The sequence below is a fragment of the Methylobacterium sp. J-090 genome, from assembly GCF_022829345.1.
GTDB lineage: Bacteria > Pseudomonadota > Alphaproteobacteria > Rhizobiales > Beijerinckiaceae > Methylobacterium.
Genome location: NZ_JAKSXV010000007.1, coordinates 1 through 18,797, shown reverse-complemented (window position 1 = coordinate 18,797; position 18,797 = coordinate 1). Strand labels below are relative to the sequence as shown.

The window sequence follows — 18,797 nt, the reverse complement described above, 5'->3', positions numbered from 1 at the left end:
CTGGCCGGCCCGTGCGCGGCTTCTGCGGAGGCAGCAACGGGGCGATCTGCTCCCACTGCGCATCAGTCAGTTCGTAACGTCGCATCCCGACAACATGGGGGCGATCACCACGCCCGTGAACCCTTTGCAGAGACGCCCTAGTAGAACGGCCCGTAGACGGGGCGGGGGCCGTAGAACGGGCGCGGCGGGCCGTAGCCGTAGCCCGGCCCGTAGAAGCGCCGGGGGCCGTAGAACGGGCGCGGGCCGTAGCCCCGGTAGATCGGGCGGCACCGGCCCCAGCGGTTGGGCGCCCAGCCGGGGCCGCAGCCGAAGGCGACGGTCTGCACCGTGGCATCCGTGGGGGAACCGGCAAACGGGCCCGCGAGGGGGCCGGCGGGAGGCGGGGGCAGCGGAGCGGCATGGGCGGCCGAGGCGAGGCCGACACCGCAGGCGACGGCGAGAGCCGCGACGAGCGCGTTCACAGACATGGAACAGACCCTTCTGCTGTTGTGAGGGCGATCCGGCCGCGAGGACCGGATCGCCAACCAAAATGCCCCCGCCCGGCTGAACGCTCGCTGACATGATCTGGGCGCGATTGTGATCCCCGGCTCAGCGCAGGAGCGGAAAATACGCCCGCACCGCCCGCTCGCTGCCCGCCCGCGACAGGTGGCCGGTGTCGAGGAACAGGTCGGTGCCGTCGGCGCGGTAGCGGCACAGGGGGCCGTCGCAGAAGGCCGGCAGGGGATCGGCGAAGCGGGCCTTCGCCGACAGGCGCCGGACCGCCGGGTCGCCCCGGTGGGCGAACCACGCCGCCGAGCCGTCGGCGTGGGTTCCCGCGCCGCGCGCGCCCAGCACCGCCACGTCGAAGGCGAAGAGCGGCGAGGGGCCGATCACCGAGACGGCGACCCCCATCGCGGCCAGCCGCGCGATGGTGTCGGGGAGACCGGCGAGCGTCCGGGCGGGCAGGAGGTCCCAGCGGGCGGCCAGCACCACGCTGTCGATGCCATAGGCGCGGATGATCTCGAAGGCGTGGGCGTTGAAGTCCCGGCAGCCGGGCTTGGCCCGCGAGGCGTAGGCGAGGAGCGGCGGGCAGCCGGCGAAGGTGTATTGCAGGATGCTGTGGCTGAGCGCCGGCGCGTTGCGCACGAGGCCGGGCACGTAGTGGGCGGCGTACGAATCGCCCCACAGGAGGGCGGTGGCGGGCGCGCCCCCGGCCAGCAGGCATTCGGCCCCGGCCCAGTCCGCGGCGCGCTGGTTCTCGAGAAAGCAGCGCCCGCCCTTCCAGCCCTCGCGCTCGAGGGCGGCGAGGGCGCCCGGCCGGGTGTCGGGATAGCGCGACGGAAAGCCGTCCGCGAGGGTGCCGGCGAGGCCCAGCGCCGCGAGGGTCGCCAGGGTCGCGGCCGTGGCGGCGAAGAGCGGGCGGCGGCCGAGTGTCCCTCCGGTCGGTCGCGGATACCGGAACGGCGTCTCGATCCAGCGCCAGGCGCCGTAGGCGAGGCCGAAGCAGGCGGCGACGACGCCGAAAACCTCCCACCCGGCCGGCTCGCGCAGGAGGGCGTAGCGGGTGAACACCACCACGGGCCAGTGCACCATGTAGAGGGCGTAGGACATCCGCCCGAGGCCGGCGCAGGGCGGCGCCGACAGCAGGCGGCCGACGAGCGTCGGTCCTGTGCCGGCCGCGATGAGCAGGCCCGCGCCGAGGCAGGGCGCCAGGGCGGCGAGGCCGGGAAACGGCGTGGCCTCGTCGTAGGCGAGGATTGCGGTGGCGACGAGCCCGAGGCCGGCCGCCGCCATGGCCTCGCGCAGGGCCCGCGGCGCCACCCATCCGGCCGGGAAGGCCAGGAGGGCGCCGACGAGGAGTTCCCAGGCGCGGGTCGGCAGGAGGTAGAAGCTGGCGCTCGGTGCGCTGTCGGTGAGGGCCACGCTGAGGGCCAGCGACGCCAGGAGGGCGGCGAGCAGGGCCGTCGCCGCGACCCGGCGCGATCGGGCCAGCAGCAGCGGCAGGACGAGGGGCACGACGAGGTAGAACTGCTCCTCGACGGCGAGCGACCAGGTGTGGAGCAGGGGCCGGGTCTGCGCCTCGAGGTCGAAGTAGCCGGCGCTCTTCCAGAAGAACAGGTTGGCGGCGAAGGCCGCGGTCGCCACCACGCTGCGTGCGTAGTCGTCCAGGGCGCCGGGCGGCAGGAACACCAGGGCGAGGGCGTCGGTCGCCAGGATCGTCACCACCAGCATCGGCAGGATGCGGCGGATGCGGCGCTCGTAGAACCGGGCGAGGGAGAATCGCCCGGCGGCGACATCGGCGAGGATGCCCCGGGTGATGACGTATCCTGAGATCACGAAGAACACGTCGACGCCGACGAACCCGCCGGACGGGCCCGGGACGCCGGCATGGAAGAACAGCACGACGAGGACGGCGAGCGCGCGCAGGCCGTCGATGTCGGGGCGATAGGCCGGATGCGGGAGGGCTGTGTTCTGGGGGAGGATCATCGGGTCGGGGGATATCCGGACGGGGACAGGGGGCCCGTCAGGCGGAGGGCACGGCCGCCGCCGGGCGCACCGGGGGCCGTGGCCGCAGGATGCGCCGGCGCGCCGGTTCCTCGATCCAGAGATGCACGGCGCTGGCGAGGGCGAGCGACAGGAGCGTGGCGACGGTGACGCCGAGCCAGGGGACGCCGGCGAGCCGGCCGGAGAGGAGCACCCGGTCGAGGCTGGCCACGAGGCCGTAGGCCGGCGCGTGCAGGAGGTAGAGGGCGAAGGAGATCCGGCCGAGGAAGACGAACCACCCGGCGGTGAGCGGACCGGAGCGGACCTGCGCGCCGGCCAGGATCACGGGCGCCCAGACCAGGGCGGTGAGCCCGTTGTGCATGAGCGGCTCCGGGATTTTTTCGACCATGGCGACGAGGACGAGCGCCGCCGCTCCCGCCGCCGCGAGAAGCACGGGAACCGGCAGGCGCACCCGCTCCCAGAGCACGAACAGGAGCAGGCCGGCGACGAATTCGGGCAGGCGCAGCAGGGGGTTGTACTTGATCGCCTGCGCCAGGATCGTCGCCGCATCCGTGGTCGGCGCGATGAGGGAGAGGCCGGGGGCGTAGCGGTTCCAGGCCAGGATCGCGAGGGCGGTGGACGCGGCCCAGGCCGCGAGGGTCGCGAGCGCCGTCAGTCCCGGCCGGCGCAGGACCAGGGGCAGGAGGAGGGGAAAGACGGCGTAGAAGAACAGCTCCGCCGAGACCGACCAGCTCGGGCAGTCGAGGGCGCAGGCCGCCCCCGGGACCCAGGCGTGGAGGCCGAGCGGCGCCAGGACCACGCTCGACGCCATCAGGGTCTGCAGGGGGGGCAGGACCTTCACCGTCCAGGCGACGAACCACGGCAGCCCGACGGCCAGCGCCAGGAGGTAGACGGGATAGACCCGCGCCACCCGCGCGCGCAGGAAGCGGACCAGCGCCGCGCGCTCCGACAGATCCACCCGCCGGTAATTGTAGGCCAGGATGAAGCCCGACAGGAGGAAGAAGAACGTCACCCCCGAATAGCCGAGGAAGATCGCGTCGGGCATCGCCGCCCGGGCGACCTGGTAGCCGGTGAAGTGGAAGGCGAGGACGTAGGCCGCCGCCACGAAGCGCAGGGAGGTCAGCGCCGGCAGGGGTTCCACCGCCGGATGGGGGCCGGCGGGAGCGGGGGTTTGCGCGCGCGGAATCATGCCCGGTCCTCCCCGCCCGCCACCACCCGGGTCCGCGCCAGGTAGCGCAGGCCCAGCACCGCCACCACGAGGAGGAAATAGAGCCCGTTGGTGGCCTGATAGAACACCGATTCGAACACCGCGACGAGGATGGAAAACAGCCACAGGCGCAGGAACAGCATCGCCAGGGGATCGAGGCGGCGCCCCCCGGCCCGGTTCTGCAGGTCGGTCACCGGCGCCCACACGATCCACCACGCCGTGAGGGCGAGGCCGACGAGGCCGGATTCGAGGGCGGTGTTGAGGTAGCCGTTATGCGCATCCGTGGCCCGGTTGACCCAGGTCGCCGCGTCGGCGCCGCCGCCGTAGAACACGCTCTCCCAGAAGGCGCCGTAGCCGTAGCCGGCGAGGGGGCGCTTGGCGATGTTGTCGGCGGCGAACTCCCAGATCTCCGTGCGGCCGGTGAAGGTCGGATCGCCGGCCAGATTCGCCACGAGGGCGCCGATCCCCGGCACGAGGACCGACCCCACCGTCACCGTCAGCAGGAGCGCCAGGGGCGTGAGCAGCACGAGGCGCCGCCAGGGGGTCGCCCCGGACCAGGTGGAGAGCCAGGTGAGGGCGAGCACCACGGGTGTGATGGCGATGGAGGTCTTGGCGTTGGTGAACACGAGGAACGTGGCGGCGGCGCCCGCCAGGAGGACGCCGAGGATGCGCCGGCCGGTCCCCGCCCAGAACAGGCCGACGAACACGAACGCCCCCATGGCGGCACCCGCCGCGTTCTTGTGCGGGTAGATCCCGCGCCAGCTGCCGGCGTGCTCGGGTTCGATGAGGTCGAAGGCCGTGTGCATGGCCCGCTCGGGGACGAGCACGAGGCCGAGATAGCTCACGCCCACGATCCCCAGCACCGTGGCGCCCAGCACCGTGGCGAACTGACGCGCGTCCCGCGCCGCCACGAGGAGGGCCACCGCGGCGGCGGTCATGATGACGAGGGAGAACAATCTGCGGGCCGAGACCAGGGGCTCGATGGACAGCGCCGTGGACACGGCGAGCCAGCCGAGCATGAGGAGGATCGGCAGGCTGGCGAGGGGCCGCAGGGCGGCAGCGCCCCGGGCGAGCAGGACCGTGCCGGCGACGGCGCCCATGATCAGGAACAGGATCTGGTTGCCGAGGTTGCCGCCCGCCCCCGAGGCCGCGTTCTCGGGCGCGGTGCCGTCGTGGAACGGGTTGGCGCCCACCAGCATCACGAGGAGGATCGCCGCCATGGCGGCCACGCGCAGGCCGTCGGGCATCCCTGCGCGCGCGGGCAGCGAGACCGGTCTCGAGGGGGTGGCGACTCCCGTGGTCATCTGCTGCAACTCCCACGAACGCGGGCCGGGGCCAGGATCGCCGCAAGGCAGGATCGCAAGGCAGGACGGCCACGAGGACCGCCGCCAGGATAGCGCGATCCACGGGCCTCATCCTGCGCGCAGAATACTTGAGAACCTCCAAAGGCGCCGGCCGGCGCTTCCCGAGAAAGGCGCCGGACGGCGCTTGCCGATCAGGACCCGGCGCGGTCCCAGACCTCCGGCCGGAGGCCGGTGATCGCCTCGACCAGGGCCTCGCGCGCGGCGCGCGACGCGGAGAGCCGCGCCCGCGCCGCGGCGAGCACCTCCGGCGGCGCCGATCCCGGCGTGCCGGCGTCGAAGGGCGGGGCGGGGGCGTATTCGAGGCCGAGCTGGATCGCCTCCGCGCCCGCCCGGCCCACGAGTTCGGCGGCGAGCGCCAGGGCGAAATCGATCCCCGCCGTCACGCCGCCGCCGGTGAGGAGATTGCCGTCCCGCACCACGCGCTCGGCCACGGGCGTCGCCCCGAAGGCGGCGAGCAGATCGAGGGAGGCCCAGTGCGTCGTGGCGCGCCGGCCCTCGAGCAGGCCGGCGGCGCCGAGCACCAGGGCGCCGGTGCAGACGGAGGTGACGAAGCGGGCGGTCTTCGCCCGCTCGCGCACGAAGGCCAGGACGCCGCGATCCGTCATCAGGGCGTTCACCCCGACCCCGCCGGGGACGCACAGGACGTCGAGGACCGGGCAGTCGGCCATCCGCACGGTGGGGGTCAGCACGAGGCCCGTGGCGCTCGTGATCGGGTCGAGGCCGGCGGCGACGAGGTGGACCGTCGCCCCCGGGATCATGGCGAAGACCTCGTAGGGGGCGGTGAGGTCGAGCTGCTGCACGTCGGGGAAGGCGAGAAGGCCGATCTGGAGACTCATGGACCACTCCTGAAGTCATGGCGGAACGGGATGGCGGAACGGGATGGACAGGCGCGACCATACGGGTGCAGTCTGTGGCTGGAATGACCAAGGTCCCTCGCTTCCTGCCAGATTGTCCGGCCACGGCCGTCCGGTCCCGCCCCATCGAGATCGTGGCCTATGCCGACGTCCAGCTCCTCGACGTGGCGGGGCCGCTGCAGGTGTTCGCCACGGCCAACGATCTGACGCCGGTGGGATCGCCCCCGCCCTACACCCTGGCGGTGGTGGCGCCCGACGGCCCGGTGCGGAGTTCCGCCGGCCTCGGCCTCGCGGCCGGACCGCTTCCGGCGGACGATGCGCCGGTGGACACCCTCATCGTCGCGGGCGGACGCGGCGTCCACACGGCGTCGGCGACCGACCTGCCGGCCTGGATCGCCGGGCGGGCGGCCCGGGCCCGCCGGGTCGCCTCGGTCTGCACGGGCGCCTTCCTCCTCGGGGCGGCCGGGCTCCTCGACGGGCGCCGGGTGGCGACCCACTGGACGGCCTGCGACGCCCTCGCCCGCCGCTACCCGGAGGCCCGCGTCGAGCCCGACCCGATCTTCATCCGCGATCGCGATCTGTGGACCTCGGCCGGGGTCAGCGCGGGCATCGACCTCGCGCTGGCCCTGGTCGAGGCCGATCTCGGCCGCGCGGCGGCGCTCGCCGTGGCGCGCCACCTCGTGGTGTTCCTCAAGCGCCCCGGCGGCCAGGCGCAGTTCAGCACCGCGCTGGCCCTCCAGGCCGGCTCGCGCTTCGACGCGCTCCATGCCTGGATCGGCGAGAACCTCTCCGAGCCCCTCACGGTGGAGCGCCTCGCCGCCGAGGCCGGCATGAGCCCGCGCGGGTTCGCCCGGCACTACCGGGCCGCCACCGGATTCACCCCCGCCCGCGCCCTCGAGCGCCTGCGGGTCGAGGCGGCCCGGCGCCTCCTGGCGGAGAGCCGGCTGCCCCTCAAGCGCATCGCCCTCCTCTGCGGCTTCGGCTCGGAGGAGACCCTGCGGCGCGCCGTCCGGCGCTGCGTCGGCGCCGCGCCGGGGGCCTACCGCCGGCGCTTTGCCGGGGAGGGGACTTCACGGGAAGGGGCTTCACGGGAGGGGACTTCGGACCCGGCGGGAATTTGACATTCCGCCCCGCATCATCGACACCGCCGCCCGTCGGGGCGTCGACCGAAATCCGAGGGCCGGTGACCGGTCCGGAGCCGTGCATGACCGCCTTCCAGGCCCCTCCCGTGATGCCCGTCGCATGATGCCCAGCGAAGCCGAGCCCCGCGCGGCCCGGGGCGACGCGTTCGCGTTCCTCGATCGCCTCCTCGGCCTCGGCGCCGCGAGCCATGGCCGGGCCTGCGCCCTCCTCGCGGCCCTCGGCCTGATCTGCTTCCTGCCGGGCCTCGCTTCGCTCCAGCCCATGGACCGCGACGAGCCGCGCTTCGCCCAGGCCTCCAAGCAGATGCTGGAGACGGGGGACCTCGTCGACATCCGCTTCCAGGGGGAGGCCCGCCACAAGAAACCCGTGGGAATCTACTGGGCGCAGGCGGCCGTCGTCGCCGCCGCCGAGGGCCTGGGCGTGCCGCAGGCCCGCACCGCCATCGCGCTCTACCGCATCCCCTCGCTGGTCGGGGCGCTCGCCGCCATCCTGCTCACCTACTGGGCGGCCCTCGCGTTCCTGCCCCGGCGCGGGGCGCTGCTCGCCGCCGCCCTGTTCGGCGCCTGCGTGATGCTCGCGGCGGAAGCGCATCTGGCCAAGACAGACGCCCTCCTGTGCGCCTGCGCCGTGGCGAGCCTCGGCGGCCTCGCCCGGGCGTGGCTGCGGCGCGGCACCCCGCTCGATACGGGAACGGTGCTGGCCTTCTGGCTCGGGCTCGCCCTGGGCGTCCTGGTGAAGGGGCCGATGGTGCCCCTGTTCTGCGCCCTGCCGGCGCTGGTCCTGTCCGTGCGGGCCCGCTCGGCCCGGTGGCTGCTGGCCCTGCGCCCCGGCCTCGGCCTGCCCCTGACCCTGGCCCTCGTCGCCCCGTGGTTCCTCGCCATCGCGTGGAAGAGCGGGGGCGCGTTCTACGGCGAGGCGGTGGGCCACGACATGCTCGCCAAGGTCGGCGGCGGGGCCGAGAAGCACTGGGCGCCGCCGGGCACCTACGCCGTGGTGTTCTACGCCACCTTCTGGCCGGGCGCGGCCTTCGCGGCGCTGGCCATCCCGTATGCCTGGGGTCGGCGCGGCACCAACGCGGTCGCCTTCCTCCTCGCCTGGATCGTGCCGGCTTGGGCCCTGTTCGAGGGGGTGCCGACCAAGCTGCCGCATTACGTGCTGCCCCTGATGCCGGCGGTGGCGATCCTCACCGTCCTGGCGCTCTCCGCCGGCGCCCTCGATCCCGCCCGGCGCGGCGCCCGGATCGTGGCCGGCCTCGTCGTCCTCATCCCCGTCGGCCTGACGATCGGCCTCGTCTCGGCCGCCTGGAGCCTCGACCGGACCGTGCCGCTGGCCGGCCTGCCGCTGCTCCTCGCGGCCTGCGCCGTGGCGATCCTGTCCTGGCGCGCCTTCGCCCGGGCCCTGCCCGAGCGGGCGCTGCTCCTCGCCATCCTGGCCGCCCTGCTGCTCAGCCCGGGGGTGTTCGGCCTGACCCAGCCGGATCTCTCCGCCCTCAAGGTGTCGCCGCGCCTCGCCGCCATCCGCGACGCCTTGCCCTGCGCGGAGCCGAAGGTCGCGAGCCTCGGCTACCGCGAGCCGAGCCTCGTCTTCCTCGTCGGCACGGATCTCGCCACCCCCTCCACGGCTGCGGAGGCGGCGTCCTTCCTGACGCAGGGCGGCTGCCGCCTCGTCTTCGTCGACAGCCGGTTCGCCGCCGCCTTCGACGCGGCCATCGCGGCGGGCACAATTCTGCCCCGGGTGGTGGGCCAAGTCTCCGGCTTCAACATCAATGGTGGCCGGCGGGTCGACCTCTCGGCCTATGCGGTGATCCCTTGAACGCTCAGATTCCAGCCTCGCCCCGAACGTCGGCCCCAACCTTGCGCCTCTCCGTGGTGGTGCCGGTGAAGAACGAGGCCGGCAACATCGCGGGCCTGCTGGCCGAGATCGAGGCCGCCTGCGCGCCGCTCGAGCCCTTCGAGGTGATCTACGTCGACGACGGCTCCACCGACGCGACGCCCGGGCTGCTGGCCGAGGCCGCCCGCGCCAGGCCGTGGCTGCGGGTGTTGCGCCACGGCCATAGCGGCGGCCAGTCGGCGGCCGTGCGCAGCGGGGTCGCGGCGGCGCGGGCCCCCGTCATCGCCACCCTCGACGGCGACGGCCAGAACGACCCGGCCTTCATCCCGGCCCTGTTCGCGGCCCTCGAACAGGGCGGCCCCGGAGCCGGCCTCGCCCAGGGCCAGCGGGTCGGGCGCAAGGACGGGCGCCTCAAGACCCTGCAGTCGCGCATCGCCAACGGGGTGCGCGGGCGCATCCTGCGCGACGCCACCCGCGACACCGGCTGCGGCCTCAAGGTGTTCCGCCGCGAGGTCTACCGGGCGCTGCCCGCCTTCGACGCCCTCCACCGCTTCATGCCGGCGCTCGTCGCCCGCGAGGGGTTCGCCGTGGTCCACCGCGACGTGGTCGACCGGCCCCGCTTCACCGGACAGTCGAATTACGGCCTGTTCGACCGGCTCTGGGTCGGGCTCCTCGATCTCGCCGGGGTGTGGTGGCTCATCCGCCGCAAGCGGCCGGCGCCCGCCGTCACCGAGGTCGGCCGATGATCATCCAGCTCGCCGCGGATCTGCGCGGCTACGTCTACGACGTGTTCGTGACCCGCTTCGACGGCTGGCTGGTGTTCGGCATCCTGGCGCAGGCGGTGTTCGGCGCCCGCTTCATCCTGCAATGGCTCGCCTCCGAGCGGGCGGGAAAGAGCGTGATGCCGCTCTCGTTCTGGTTCCTCTCCATCGCCGGCGGCCTCATGACCCTCGTCTACGGCCTCGTGCGGCGCGAGCCCGTGATCATCTTCGGGCAGGCCCTCTCGACGGGCATCTATCTCCGCAACGTCGCCCTCATCCTGCGCGAGCGGCGCGCCCGATGAATCCCGCCCCGTCGCCGCTCCCGCCCTTCCACGACAGCCTCGACGCCAGCTTCTTCGAAGTCTGGCGCCTCCTGCAGGAGGGGCCGCGCTTGCGGCGCAACGCCTTCCACATGCCGGCGCTCGCCACCGTGGACGCCCACGGCCAGTCGCAGGTGCGGACCGTGGTGCTGCGCGAAGCCGATCCCGCGACGGGCCGCTTGCGGTTCCACTGCGACCGCCGCTCGGCCAAGGCCGCCGAGATCGAAGCGTCGGGCCGGGCCGCCCTGCACGGCTACGACACCGCCACGAAGATCCAGATCCGGGTCGCGGGGTCGGCCCGCCTCCACACGGACGACGCGCTCGCCGAGGCCGCCTGGGCCGGCTCGCGGATCATGAGCCGGACCTGCTACGGGATCGCTCCTGCGCCCGGCACGGCGTTGCCGACGGGCGGGGCCTACACCCAGCCGGAGGACGGCGCCGACCTGGACCTCAGCCGCGCGAATTTCTGCGCCGTGGTGGTGACGGCGGAGCGCCTCGACTTCCTGTTCCTCGACCGGCGCGGGCATCGCCGGGCCGGTTGGGCGCGCGGGGAGGCGGGGTGCGGGGAGGCGGGGTGGACGGGAACGTGGCTGGCGCCGTGATACGGTCTCCGCTCGATCAGGGCGGTGGCTGGATCGGACAAGCCCGCGCGGCGCCTGAGCGAAGCCCAAATCCGCCATCCCGAAGGGATCGACCGGATTGGGCCGGAAGAGGTATGACACCGGCCCCGGTCGTCCGCGAGAACCCCGCCTGGAAACAGCCCTGTCCGGGAGGAGATCCGTCCGGAAGGCGAGGGGACCCGCGCGTCCCGCGTGCCGTGCGAACGCCGGCGGCCCGACCGGGGATGCGGGCGGGTCAGGCCGCCCGCGCCCTTCGGGCCGCGCGGTACGCGTCCGCCGCGTATAGGGCGAGGGCCAGCCAGATCAGGCCGAACAGCACCAGCCGGTGCGGCTCCAGGCGCTCGCCGTAGGCGGCGACGCTGAGCACGAGAAGGCAGCTCGGGGCGAGGTACTGCATCAGGCCGAGGGTCGCCAGCGTCAGGCGCTCGGCGGCGGCCGCGAACCAGATCAGCGGCAGGGCGGTGGTGACGCCCGTGAGCACGAGGAGGCCGGCGCGCCCGGGATCGCCCGCGACCACGGGCGGCGCGAACAGGACGAGGTAGATGAGCGCCACGGGCAGGAGCACGGCGGTCTCGGCGGCGAAGCCCACCATGGCATCGACCCCCACCACCTTGCGCACGAGACCGTAGAGGGAAAAGCTCGCCGCCAGCGCCAGGGACACCCAGGGCAGGTGGCCGGCCACCACCACCGCCAGGAGCACCGCCCCGGCGGCGAGCGCCACCGCCGCGGCCTGGACCGGGCGCAGGCGCTCGCCGAGCACCACGGCGCCCAGCACCACGCTCATGAGCGGGTTGATGAAGTAGCCGAGACTGGCATCCAGCATGTGCCCGGACTGGACGGCGCGCAGGTAGAGCAGCCAGTTCACCCCGATGAGGCCGGCCGAGAGCACGAGCAATCCGTGCTGGGGCGCCAGGGGGAACGGGCTGCGGATGCGGCGGCGCAGGGCCACCAGCAGCCCGGCCACGAGGACGGCCGACCAGACGATGCGGTGGGCCAGGATGCTGGTGGCCGGCACCGCGTCGAGGAGGCGGAAATGCACGGGGACGACGAGACCCCAGCTCAGATAGGCGCCGAGCGCGTAGATCAGGCCCACATCGCGGCTCCCGCTCGCGGTCCGTCCCGCGCCACGGGCTTATAGCATCAGCGCGTGCGCGACAGGGTGACGGCGGGGTCGCCGCGCATGAGGGCGTTGAGACGCTCGGTGTCGAACCCCTCCACCGCCTTCGGCCGGGCGGCCTTGGCGGTCTTCATCGGGGCGGGGGCCTCGGGCAGCGCCCCCGTGGCGATGGGATCGGCCACCACCGGACGCGCCATCGTGGGCATGGCCGGCGACGGCACCGCCACCGGATGGCCGAGGCGGTCGACGCAGGTGAAGCCGATGATCGTCAGGCTGATCCCGAAGAGACCGGTCACGGTGAGGGAACGCAGGATACGCACGGCGACGCACTTCCCAGATACGCGAAGGCAGGAGACGCAAGAACACGGAACCGCAACAGCTTTAGCCCAAGGCCGTTAACGAACCGCGCGGCGCCGCTGCCGGCGCCGTCTTCCCTTCAGGAGTCCCGCATCATGCCACCGGATCCCGACGCCACGGCCACGGCCAGCGACAGCCCGTTCATCCAGGGGCGCAACGCCCGCACCCACGGCAAGCCCGCCGAGACCTGCCCCTATCCGGAGGGCTCGGCCGACCGGCAGGCCTGGCTCCAGGCCTGGGAGGAGGCCGGCCCGCCGGCGGACGGCGCGGCCTGACCTTTCACGCGGCCGAGCGACCCTGTTAGAGGTCGCCCGACGGACCCTGGACCTCCGGAGGCGCATGCGCGTGGTTCGACCCAAGCCGGCCCTGCTCAAGTCGGCTCTGCTCAAGCCGGCCCTGCTCCTGGCCCTCGCGCTCTTCGCGCCTCTGCCCGCCCGGGCCGAGCCGGCCCCGCCCGAGCGCACCCTGGCGCAGGTGAAGGCGCGCGGGCACCTCGTCTGCGGGGTCAGCCCCGGGGTGGCGGGCTTCAGCGTGCCCGACGGCCAGGGCCGCTGGCGCGGCCTCGACGTCGATTTCTGCCGGGCGCTGGCGGCGGCGATCTTCGACGACCCGGAGGCCGTGCGCTTCATCCCGCAATCCTCGGCCGCCCGCTTCACGTCCCTGCAATCGGGCGAGATCGACGTGCTCGCCCGCAACACCACCTGGACCCTGTCGCGCGACACGGCGGCGATGAACTTCCCCGCCATCACCTTCTACGACGGGCAAGGATTCCTGGTCCGCAAGTCGCTCAACGTCACGCACGTCAAGCAGCTCGACCGGGCGACCATCTGCCTGCAGCAGGGCACCACGACGGAGCTCAACCTCGCCGACTGGTTCCGCACCCGGGGCCTGACCCAGAACGTGGTCACCTTCGCCAACAGCGAGCAGACGCTGGGCGCCTACGAATCCGGCCGCTGCGACGCCTATTCCACGGACCAGTCCTCCCTCTACGGCGAGCGCCTGAAGACCGCGCATCCCGACGACCACGTGATCCTGAGCGAGGCCATCTCGAAGGAGCCGTTCGCGCCCGGCGTGCGCCAGGGCGACGACCAGTGGCGCGACATCGTCGCCTGGACCCACTACGCCATGATCGACGCCGAGGAGGCCGGCATCCGCCAGGACAACGTGGAGCAGATGCGCCGGGAGGCCCCGAGCCCCGACGTGCGGCGCATCCTCGGCCTCGAGGGCGGCTACGGCGAGCGCCTCGGCCTGACCACGGACTGGGCCGCCCGGATCGTGCGCCACGTAGGCAATTACGGCGACAGCTTCGCCCGCAACCTCGGCGACGCCACCCCCCTGAAGATCCCGCGCGGCCTCAACGCCCTGTGGAACCAGGGCGGGTTGCAGTACGGGCCCCCGATCCGGTGAGGGGAGCGGCCACGGCATACGCCTTGGGCGAACCGAGCCCTCGCGGGGGCCACGAACATGGGTGCGCGTCCCCCTCTCCCCGCTTGCGGGGAGAGGATCGCAGGCACCCCGTCGTGCCTGCGATGAGCGCAGGCGCAGCCGTAGCGACGGTGAGGGGGCGACTTCGGATCAGGCTCCTTCGGGTTCGCCCCCTCACCCTCGGCTGCCGCCTCGACGCGCTCCCCGGCAAGGGGGAGACGCGTCCCTCTCCCCGCAAGCGGGGCGAGGGGATGCACGGCGACCGAGCCGGCTTATGGCAACCGATTCACGCGAGAGCCCTTCGCCTGCGATCGCCGATTCCGCAGCGGGCGGCGGGTTCTGGCGGGTACCCTTCCCATGCGTAACCCCCGCGCCTCCTGGCGCGCCCTCCTCGTCCAGGCCGTCCTCGTCCTGGCGCTCGCCACCCTCGCGTATCTCGCCGCCGCCAACGCGGCGCAAAAGCTCGCGCGCCAGGGGATCGTCGCCGGGTTCGGCTTCCTCGATCGGGCCGCCGGATTCGACATCGGCCAGAGCCTGATCCCGTACGCGGCCGCCACCGCCACCTATCGCGACGCGTTCCTCGTCGGGCTCCTCAACACCCTGCTGGTGTCGGGCCTCGCCATCGTGCTCTCGACCGTCCTCGGCTTCGCCATCGGCATCGCCCGGCGCTCGGGCAACCTGCTGGCCCGGGCCTTCGCCGCCGCCTATGTCGAGGGGTTCCGCAATCTGCCGCTCCTGCTGCAACTCCTGGTCTGGTACGTCGCCGTGCGCGTCGCCCTGCCTCCGTCGAGCGATCCGGCCCAGTGGGGGGCGGGCGCCTATCTCAGCCAGCGCGGCCTCTTCCTCCCGCGCCCCGAGTTTTCGGGGTTCGCCGCCCTGGTGCCCCTGGCCGTCGTGGCCGGCATCGGGGCGACGGGACTGCTGATCCGTGCGAGCCGCCGCGCCGTGGCGCTGGGGCAAAAACCCGTGCCGGTGCTGTGGCCGGGCGCGCTCCTCGTCCTCGGCCTGCCGGCCCTCACGGCGGCGGCCCTGGCGCTCGCGGGCGATCCCGTGCCCGTGGCGTGGCCGGCCCGCGGGCCCTACGACATCGAGGGCGGGTTGGCCCTGCGGCCGGAATTCGCCGCCCTCCTCATCGGGCTCTCGACCTACTCGGCCGCCTTCATCGCCGAGATCGTGCGCTCGGGCCTCGACAGCGTGGCAAGCGGCCAGCGCGAGGCCGCCGCCGCCCTGTCGCTCAGCCGGGGCCAGGTCCTGCGCCTCGTGGTGCTGCCCCAGGCCATGCGGGTGATCGTGCCGCCGCTGACCAGCCAGTACCTCAACACGACGAAGAATTCGTCGCTCGCCGTGCTCATCGGCTACCCCGACCTCGTCCACGTCTTCATGGGAACCGTGCTCAACCAGACCAACCAGGCGGTGGAGGTGGTGGCCCTCACCATGGCGGTCTATCTCACCTTAAGCCTCGCCACGGCCCTCGTCATGAACCGGTACAATGCCCGCGCCGCGGGGACCCGCCGATGAGGTCCGAGACCGAGGGTTACGTGCGAAAAACCCTGATCCCGCCGGCGCCACCGCCGCGCCGCCTCGGCGGCCCCCTCGCCTGGGCCCGGACCAACCTGTTCGCGAACTGGGCGGACGGTGTCGTCACCGTGGCGATCCTGGCGGCGCTGGCCTGGCTCGTGCCCCTGGCCCTGCGCTTCCTCGTTCTCGACGCCGTCTGGACCGGGACCTCCGGCGAGGCCTGCCGGCCGGAGGTGGTGGGCCGGCCCGTCGGCGCCTGCTGGGCCTTCATCGGAGAAAAAATCAACTACCTCGCCTACGGCTCCTACCCGGCGGCCGAGCGCTGGCGCCCGAACCTGTTCTTCGCGCTTCTGGCCTTCGGCGCTGCCTGGATGCTGTGGCTCGGCGCGCCGAAACGCGCCTGGGGCGCCGCCTACCTGTTTCTCGTCTTTCCCGTGCTGGCCTACGCCCTGCTCGCCGGGATGCCGGCGCTCGGCCTCGCCGCCGTCGCCACCGGCCTGTGGGGCGGCCTCCTCGTCACCGTGGTGGTGTCCATGGTCGGCATCGTCGCCTCCCTGCCGCTCGGCATCCTCCTGGCGCTCGGGCGCCGCTCCGACTGGCCGGTGGTGCGCTATGCCTGCATCGGCTTCATCGAGTTCTGGCGCGGGGTGCCCCTCATCACCGTGCTGTTCATGGCCAACGTCATGCTGCCCCTGTTCCTGCCGGGCGATGTGACCGTGGACCGGCTCGTGCGGCCGCTGGTCGGCATCGCGCTCTTCGCCTCCGCCTACATGGCCGAGGTGGTGCGCGGCGGCCTCCAGGCGATCCCGCCCGGCCAGATGCAGGCCGCCCTGGCGCTCGGCCTGACGAAGACCCAGGCCCTGCGCGCCGTCGTGCTGCCCCAGGCCCTGAAGATCGTCGTGCCGGGCATCGTCAACACCCTCATCGGCCTGTTCAAGGACACGACGCTGGTCTCCATCGTCGGCATCGCCGACTTCATCCGCGTGCTGGAGGCGGCCCGCGCCGATCCGCGCTGGTCGGCCCCCGCCGTGCCGGCCACGGCCTACGCCTTCGCGGCCCTGTTCTACTTTGGCGTCTGCTTTTCCATGGCCCGCTACGCCGGCTTCATCGAGCGGCGCCTCGCGGCGGGGGAGGCGCGATGACGGACACGCCAGCGGTGGAGTTCGCGGGCGTCAACGCCTGGTTCGGCGCCACCCACGTCCTGCGCGACATCGATCTCGCCGTGGCGCCCGCCGAGACCGTGGTGATCTGCGGCCCCTCGGGCTCGGGGAAATCCACCCTGATCCGCGCCGTCAACGGCCTCGTCGATCACCAGTCCGGCACGCTCCGCGTCGCGGGTCTCACCCTCGACGGCGGCGCGCGGGCCACCGACGCCGTGCGCGCCCGGGTCGGGATGGTGTTCCAGGGGTTCAACCTGTTCCCGCACCTCACGGTCCTGGAGAACTGCACGCTCGCCCCCCTCCATGTCCGCCGGCTCGGGCTGAAGGCCGCCCGCGACCTCGCCCTGGGCCACCTCGACCGGGTGCACCTCGCCGACAAGGCCGACAGCACCCCCGCCGAACTCTCCGGCGGCCAGCAGCAGCGGGTCGCCATCGCCCGCGCCCTGTGCCTCGAACCCGACGTGATGCTCTTCGACGAGCCGACCTCGGCGCTCGACCCCGAGATGGTGCAGGAGGTCCTCGACGTGCTGACGGAGCTGGCGAAGGGCGGCACCACGCTCCTCTGCGTCACCCACGAGATGGGGTTCGCCCGCGCGGTGGCCGACCGGGTGGTGTTCATGGACGAGGGCCAGATCGTCGAGATCGCCCCGCCGGAGGACTTCTTCGACCGGCCCCGGCATCCCCGGACGCAAGGGTTTCTCGGCCGCATCCTGGGGTGAGGCCGGCTTTCGGACCGAAGCCTGAGACGATCTTCGCGTGATCGCTTCAGATCGAACGGACGCTCGAGGCTCCCTCTCCTGGAAGGAGAGGGTTGGGGTGAGGTGTGTGACCTTTCCGGAGAGTTCGCACACCTCACCCTGTCCCTCTCCTTCCAGGAGAGGGGACCCGTGCTCCACCCTCCACCACAGAGACACACGGGATCGGCCGAACCATCGGCCAGAAACCCGCCCGACTTGACGGCTTGGCCCCCGCCGGGCTGTGGTCGCCGCCATCCTCGAAAAATTCCGCCCGAAGGCGCCGATGTCCAACTCCCCGCCCCGCGATCCCGCACGCTTCGGCCCGAGCACCCGCCTCGTCCATGCCGGGCGCGACCCGGCCAGTCAGCACGGCTTCGTCAACACGCCGATCTATCGCGGCTCGACGGTGCTGTTTCCCACCTACGACGACCTGAAGCACCGGCGCGGGCGCTACGATTACGGCACCTCCGGCACGCCGACGACGGATTCGCTGACCACCGCCTGGAGCGAGCTCGCGGGGGCCGCCGGCACCGTGCTGACCCCCTCGGGGCTGGCGGCGCTCACCGTCGCCCTCATGGCCGTGGTCTCGGCCGGCGACCACCTGCTGGTGACCGATTCCGCCTACCGCCCCACCCGCATCTTCTGCGATGGCGTCCTGAAGCGGTTCGGCGTCGAGGTCGAATACTACGATCCCCTGGTGGGGGCCGGCATCGGCGCCCTCATGCGGGACACCACCAAGGCGGTGCTGGTGGAGGCGCCGGGCTCGCAGAGCTTCGAGATGCAGGACGTGCCGGCGATCAGTGAGGTGGTCCACGCGCGCGGGGCCGCCGTCATCATGGACAACACTTGGGCGACCCCGCTGCTGTTCCCGCCCCACGCGCGCGGCGTCGACATCGCCGTCGAGGCCGGCACCAAGTACCTCTCCGGCGGCTCGGACCTGCTGCTGGGCCTCACCTCGGCCAACGCGACATACTGGCCCGCCCTGCACCGGACCTTCGAGCACTTCGCCATGTGCCCCGGCCCGGAGGATGTCTTTCTCGGCCTGCGGGGGTTGCGCACCATGGCGCTGCGCCTGCGCGAGCACGGCGCCCAGGGCCTCGCCATGGCGCGCTGGCTGCAGGCAAGGCCGGAGGTGGCCCGCGTGCTCCATCCCGCGCTCCCCGAGGATCCCGGCCACGCCATCTGGCGCCGCGACTTCTCCGGCGCCTCGGGTCTGTTCGGCGTGATCCTCCATCCGGCCCCCGAGCGCGCCGTGGCGGCGATGCTCGACGGCCTCGAACTGTTCGGGATGGGCTTCTCCTGGGGCGGCTTCGAGAGCCTCGTCATCCCGTTCGACTGCCGCACCTACCGCACGGCCACCACCTGGGCCCCGGAGGGACCGGGCCTGCGCTTCCACATCGGGCTGGAAGACATTTCGGATTTGCAGGCGGACCTCGACGCCGGGTTCGCGCGGCTGCGCGCGGCGAGCGCGTAACCCTCCCCCCGACAGAACTCGGGCTTGCCCGAGTTCTGAGCCCAGGGTGCCAAGTCGGGCCAAGGCCCGACTTGGGTGGGGGAGGGTGCCTACGGAGCAGGCGGGCCGGGACGAAGTCCCGCAAGAGGGGCAGCGCGACTGACCGAGATAGAGCAGTGCTCCCCTCACCCGACTTGGCTCGCGGGCCACCTTCTCCCGCAGGGGGGAGAAGGAGATGCGCGCATGGCGTCCGCCCTATCGACCTCAAAAATTCTTGACAATATTCCTATTTCGTGGTTCAGTCCCGCCACTCGCCGCCCACACGGGAGGCCCCCCGGCGGACCGGGTCGGGGGGCTCGGGGGGAGGAGACGGTGCCCCGCGTCGATGGCCCGGTTTCGCCATCGCCCCGGGCCGCATCGGCGACGCAAGGTGCCCTGGACGGGGAG

Annotated in this window: 18 protein-coding genes and 1 pseudogene; 11 read left to right on the top strand and 8 right to left on the bottom strand. The window is 73.0% G+C overall.

Annotated features, from left to right (window positions below):
* The 6 genes and pseudogenes from MKK49_RS00590 to MKK49_RS00565 all read right to left on the bottom strand — a co-directional run.
* Nucleotides 1–85, bottom strand: a pseudogene (locus tag MKK49_RS00590) (IS5/IS1182 family transposase); the annotation flags it as partial.
* A gap of 52 nt (nucleotides 86–137) precedes the next feature.
* Nucleotides 138–467 carry a GCG_CRPN prefix-to-repeats domain-containing protein gene (locus MKK49_RS00585; RefSeq protein ID WP_244026071.1) on the bottom strand — a complete coding sequence of 110 codons (330 nt, stop codon included), beginning with the start codon at nucleotides 465–467 and terminating at the stop codon, nucleotides 138–140.
* 121 nt (nucleotides 468–588) lie between these two features.
* The gene (locus MKK49_RS00580) at nucleotides 589–2,466 is read right to left on the bottom strand and encodes an acyltransferase family protein (RefSeq protein WP_244026069.1); all 1,878 of its coding nucleotides are present in this window, start codon (nucleotides 2,464–2,466) and stop codon (nucleotides 589–591) included.
* A gap of 37 nt (nucleotides 2,467–2,503) precedes the next feature.
* Nucleotides 2,504–3,673, bottom strand: coding sequence for an acyltransferase family protein (locus tag MKK49_RS00575; protein ID WP_244026068.1), 1,170 nt, complete (start codon nucleotides 3,671–3,673; stop codon nucleotides 2,504–2,506).
* Nucleotides 3,670–4,995 (bottom strand): O-antigen ligase family protein, encoded by a 1,326-nt coding sequence (locus MKK49_RS00570; protein WP_244026066.1) that lies wholly within the window; start codon nucleotides 4,993–4,995, stop codon nucleotides 3,670–3,672. Before MKK49_RS00570 ends, MKK49_RS00575 begins: the two co-directional genes overlap by 4 nt.
* 191 nt (nucleotides 4,996–5,186) lie before the next feature.
* Nucleotides 5,187–5,891, bottom strand: a complete 705-nt coding sequence (locus MKK49_RS00565; protein ID WP_244026065.1) for a DJ-1/PfpI family protein — start codon at nucleotides 5,889–5,891, stop codon at nucleotides 5,187–5,189.
* 83 nt (nucleotides 5,892–5,974) lie between these two features.
* On the opposite strand from MKK49_RS00565, the gene MKK49_RS00560 reads away from it, so the two are divergent.
* The 5 genes from MKK49_RS00560 to MKK49_RS00540 all read left to right on the top strand — a co-directional run bounded on the left by MKK49_RS00560 (nucleotide 5,975) and on the right by MKK49_RS00540 (nucleotide 10,565).
* Nucleotides 5,975–7,030, top strand: coding sequence for a GlxA family transcriptional regulator (locus MKK49_RS00560; RefSeq protein ID WP_244026064.1), 1,056 nt, complete (start codon nucleotides 5,975–5,977; stop codon nucleotides 7,028–7,030).
* Nucleotides 7,031–7,151: 121 nt separating this feature from the next.
* Nucleotides 7,152–8,864 (top strand): ArnT family glycosyltransferase, encoded by a 1,713-nt coding sequence (locus MKK49_RS00555; RefSeq protein WP_244026063.1) that lies wholly within the window; start codon nucleotides 7,152–7,154, stop codon nucleotides 8,862–8,864.
* Nucleotides 8,865–8,905: 41 nt separating this feature from the next.
* Nucleotides 8,906–9,628, top strand: a complete 723-nt coding sequence (locus MKK49_RS00550; protein ID WP_244026062.1) for a glycosyltransferase family 2 protein — start codon at nucleotides 8,906–8,908, stop codon at nucleotides 9,626–9,628.
* Nucleotides 9,625–9,945, top strand: coding sequence for a lipid-A-disaccharide synthase N-terminal domain-containing protein (locus tag MKK49_RS00545; RefSeq protein WP_244026061.1), 321 nt, complete (start codon nucleotides 9,625–9,627; stop codon nucleotides 9,943–9,945). Before MKK49_RS00550 ends, MKK49_RS00545 begins: the two co-directional genes overlap by 4 nt.
* Nucleotides 9,942–10,565, top strand: coding sequence for a pyridoxamine 5'-phosphate oxidase family protein (locus MKK49_RS00540; RefSeq protein WP_244026060.1), 624 nt, complete (start codon nucleotides 9,942–9,944; stop codon nucleotides 10,563–10,565). Before MKK49_RS00545 ends, MKK49_RS00540 begins: the two co-directional genes overlap by 4 nt.
* Nucleotides 10,566–10,818: 253 nt before the next feature.
* On the opposite strand, the gene rarD is transcribed toward MKK49_RS00540, so the two are convergent.
* Together rarD and MKK49_RS00530 are read right to left on the bottom strand one after the other, a co-directional pair.
* Entirely contained in the window at nucleotides 10,819–11,676 is an 858-nt protein-coding gene (gene rarD / locus MKK49_RS00535; protein WP_244026059.1) for an EamA family transporter RarD, read from the bottom strand.
* A 47-nt stretch (nucleotides 11,677–11,723) separates the two neighbouring features.
* Nucleotides 11,724–12,020 carry a hypothetical protein gene (locus MKK49_RS00530; protein ID WP_244026058.1) on the bottom strand — a complete coding sequence of 99 codons (297 nt, stop codon included), beginning with the start codon at nucleotides 12,018–12,020 and terminating at the stop codon, nucleotides 11,724–11,726.
* 132 nt (nucleotides 12,021–12,152) lie between these two features.
* Between MKK49_RS00530 and MKK49_RS00525 the strand changes: the two genes are divergently transcribed.
* The 6 genes from MKK49_RS00525 to metC all read left to right on the top strand — a co-directional run bounded on the left by MKK49_RS00525 (nucleotide 12,153) and on the right by metC (nucleotide 18,371).
* Nucleotides 12,153–12,332, top strand: coding sequence for a ribosome modulation factor (locus tag MKK49_RS00525; RefSeq protein ID WP_244026057.1), 180 nt, complete (start codon nucleotides 12,153–12,155; stop codon nucleotides 12,330–12,332).
* A gap of 64 nt (nucleotides 12,333–12,396) precedes the next feature.
* A complete protein-coding gene (locus MKK49_RS00520; protein WP_244026056.1) occupies nucleotides 12,397–13,464 on the top strand; it encodes an amino acid ABC transporter substrate-binding protein in 1,068 nt (355 codons plus the stop codon).
* A gap of 375 nt (nucleotides 13,465–13,839) precedes the next feature.
* Complete coding sequence (locus tag MKK49_RS00515) at nucleotides 13,840–15,000, top strand: amino acid ABC transporter permease (protein WP_244026055.1); 1,161 nt, start codon at nucleotides 13,840–13,842, stop codon at nucleotides 14,998–15,000.
* The gene (locus tag MKK49_RS00510) at nucleotides 14,997–16,142 is read left to right on the top strand and encodes an amino acid ABC transporter permease (protein WP_244026054.1); all 1,146 of its coding nucleotides are present in this window, start codon (nucleotides 14,997–14,999) and stop codon (nucleotides 16,140–16,142) included. The genes MKK49_RS00515 and MKK49_RS00510 overlap by 4 nt, the downstream gene beginning before the upstream one ends.
* Entirely contained in the window at nucleotides 16,139–16,879 is a 741-nt protein-coding gene (locus MKK49_RS00505) for an amino acid ABC transporter ATP-binding protein (protein WP_244026053.1), read from the top strand. The genes MKK49_RS00510 and MKK49_RS00505 overlap by 4 nt, the downstream gene beginning before the upstream one ends.
* Nucleotides 16,880–17,180: 301 nt before the next feature.
* The gene (gene metC, locus MKK49_RS00500; protein WP_244026052.1) at nucleotides 17,181–18,371 is read left to right on the top strand and encodes a cystathionine beta-lyase; all 1,191 of its coding nucleotides are present in this window, start codon (nucleotides 17,181–17,183) and stop codon (nucleotides 18,369–18,371) included.
* Nucleotides 18,372–18,797 lie beyond the last annotated feature (426 nt).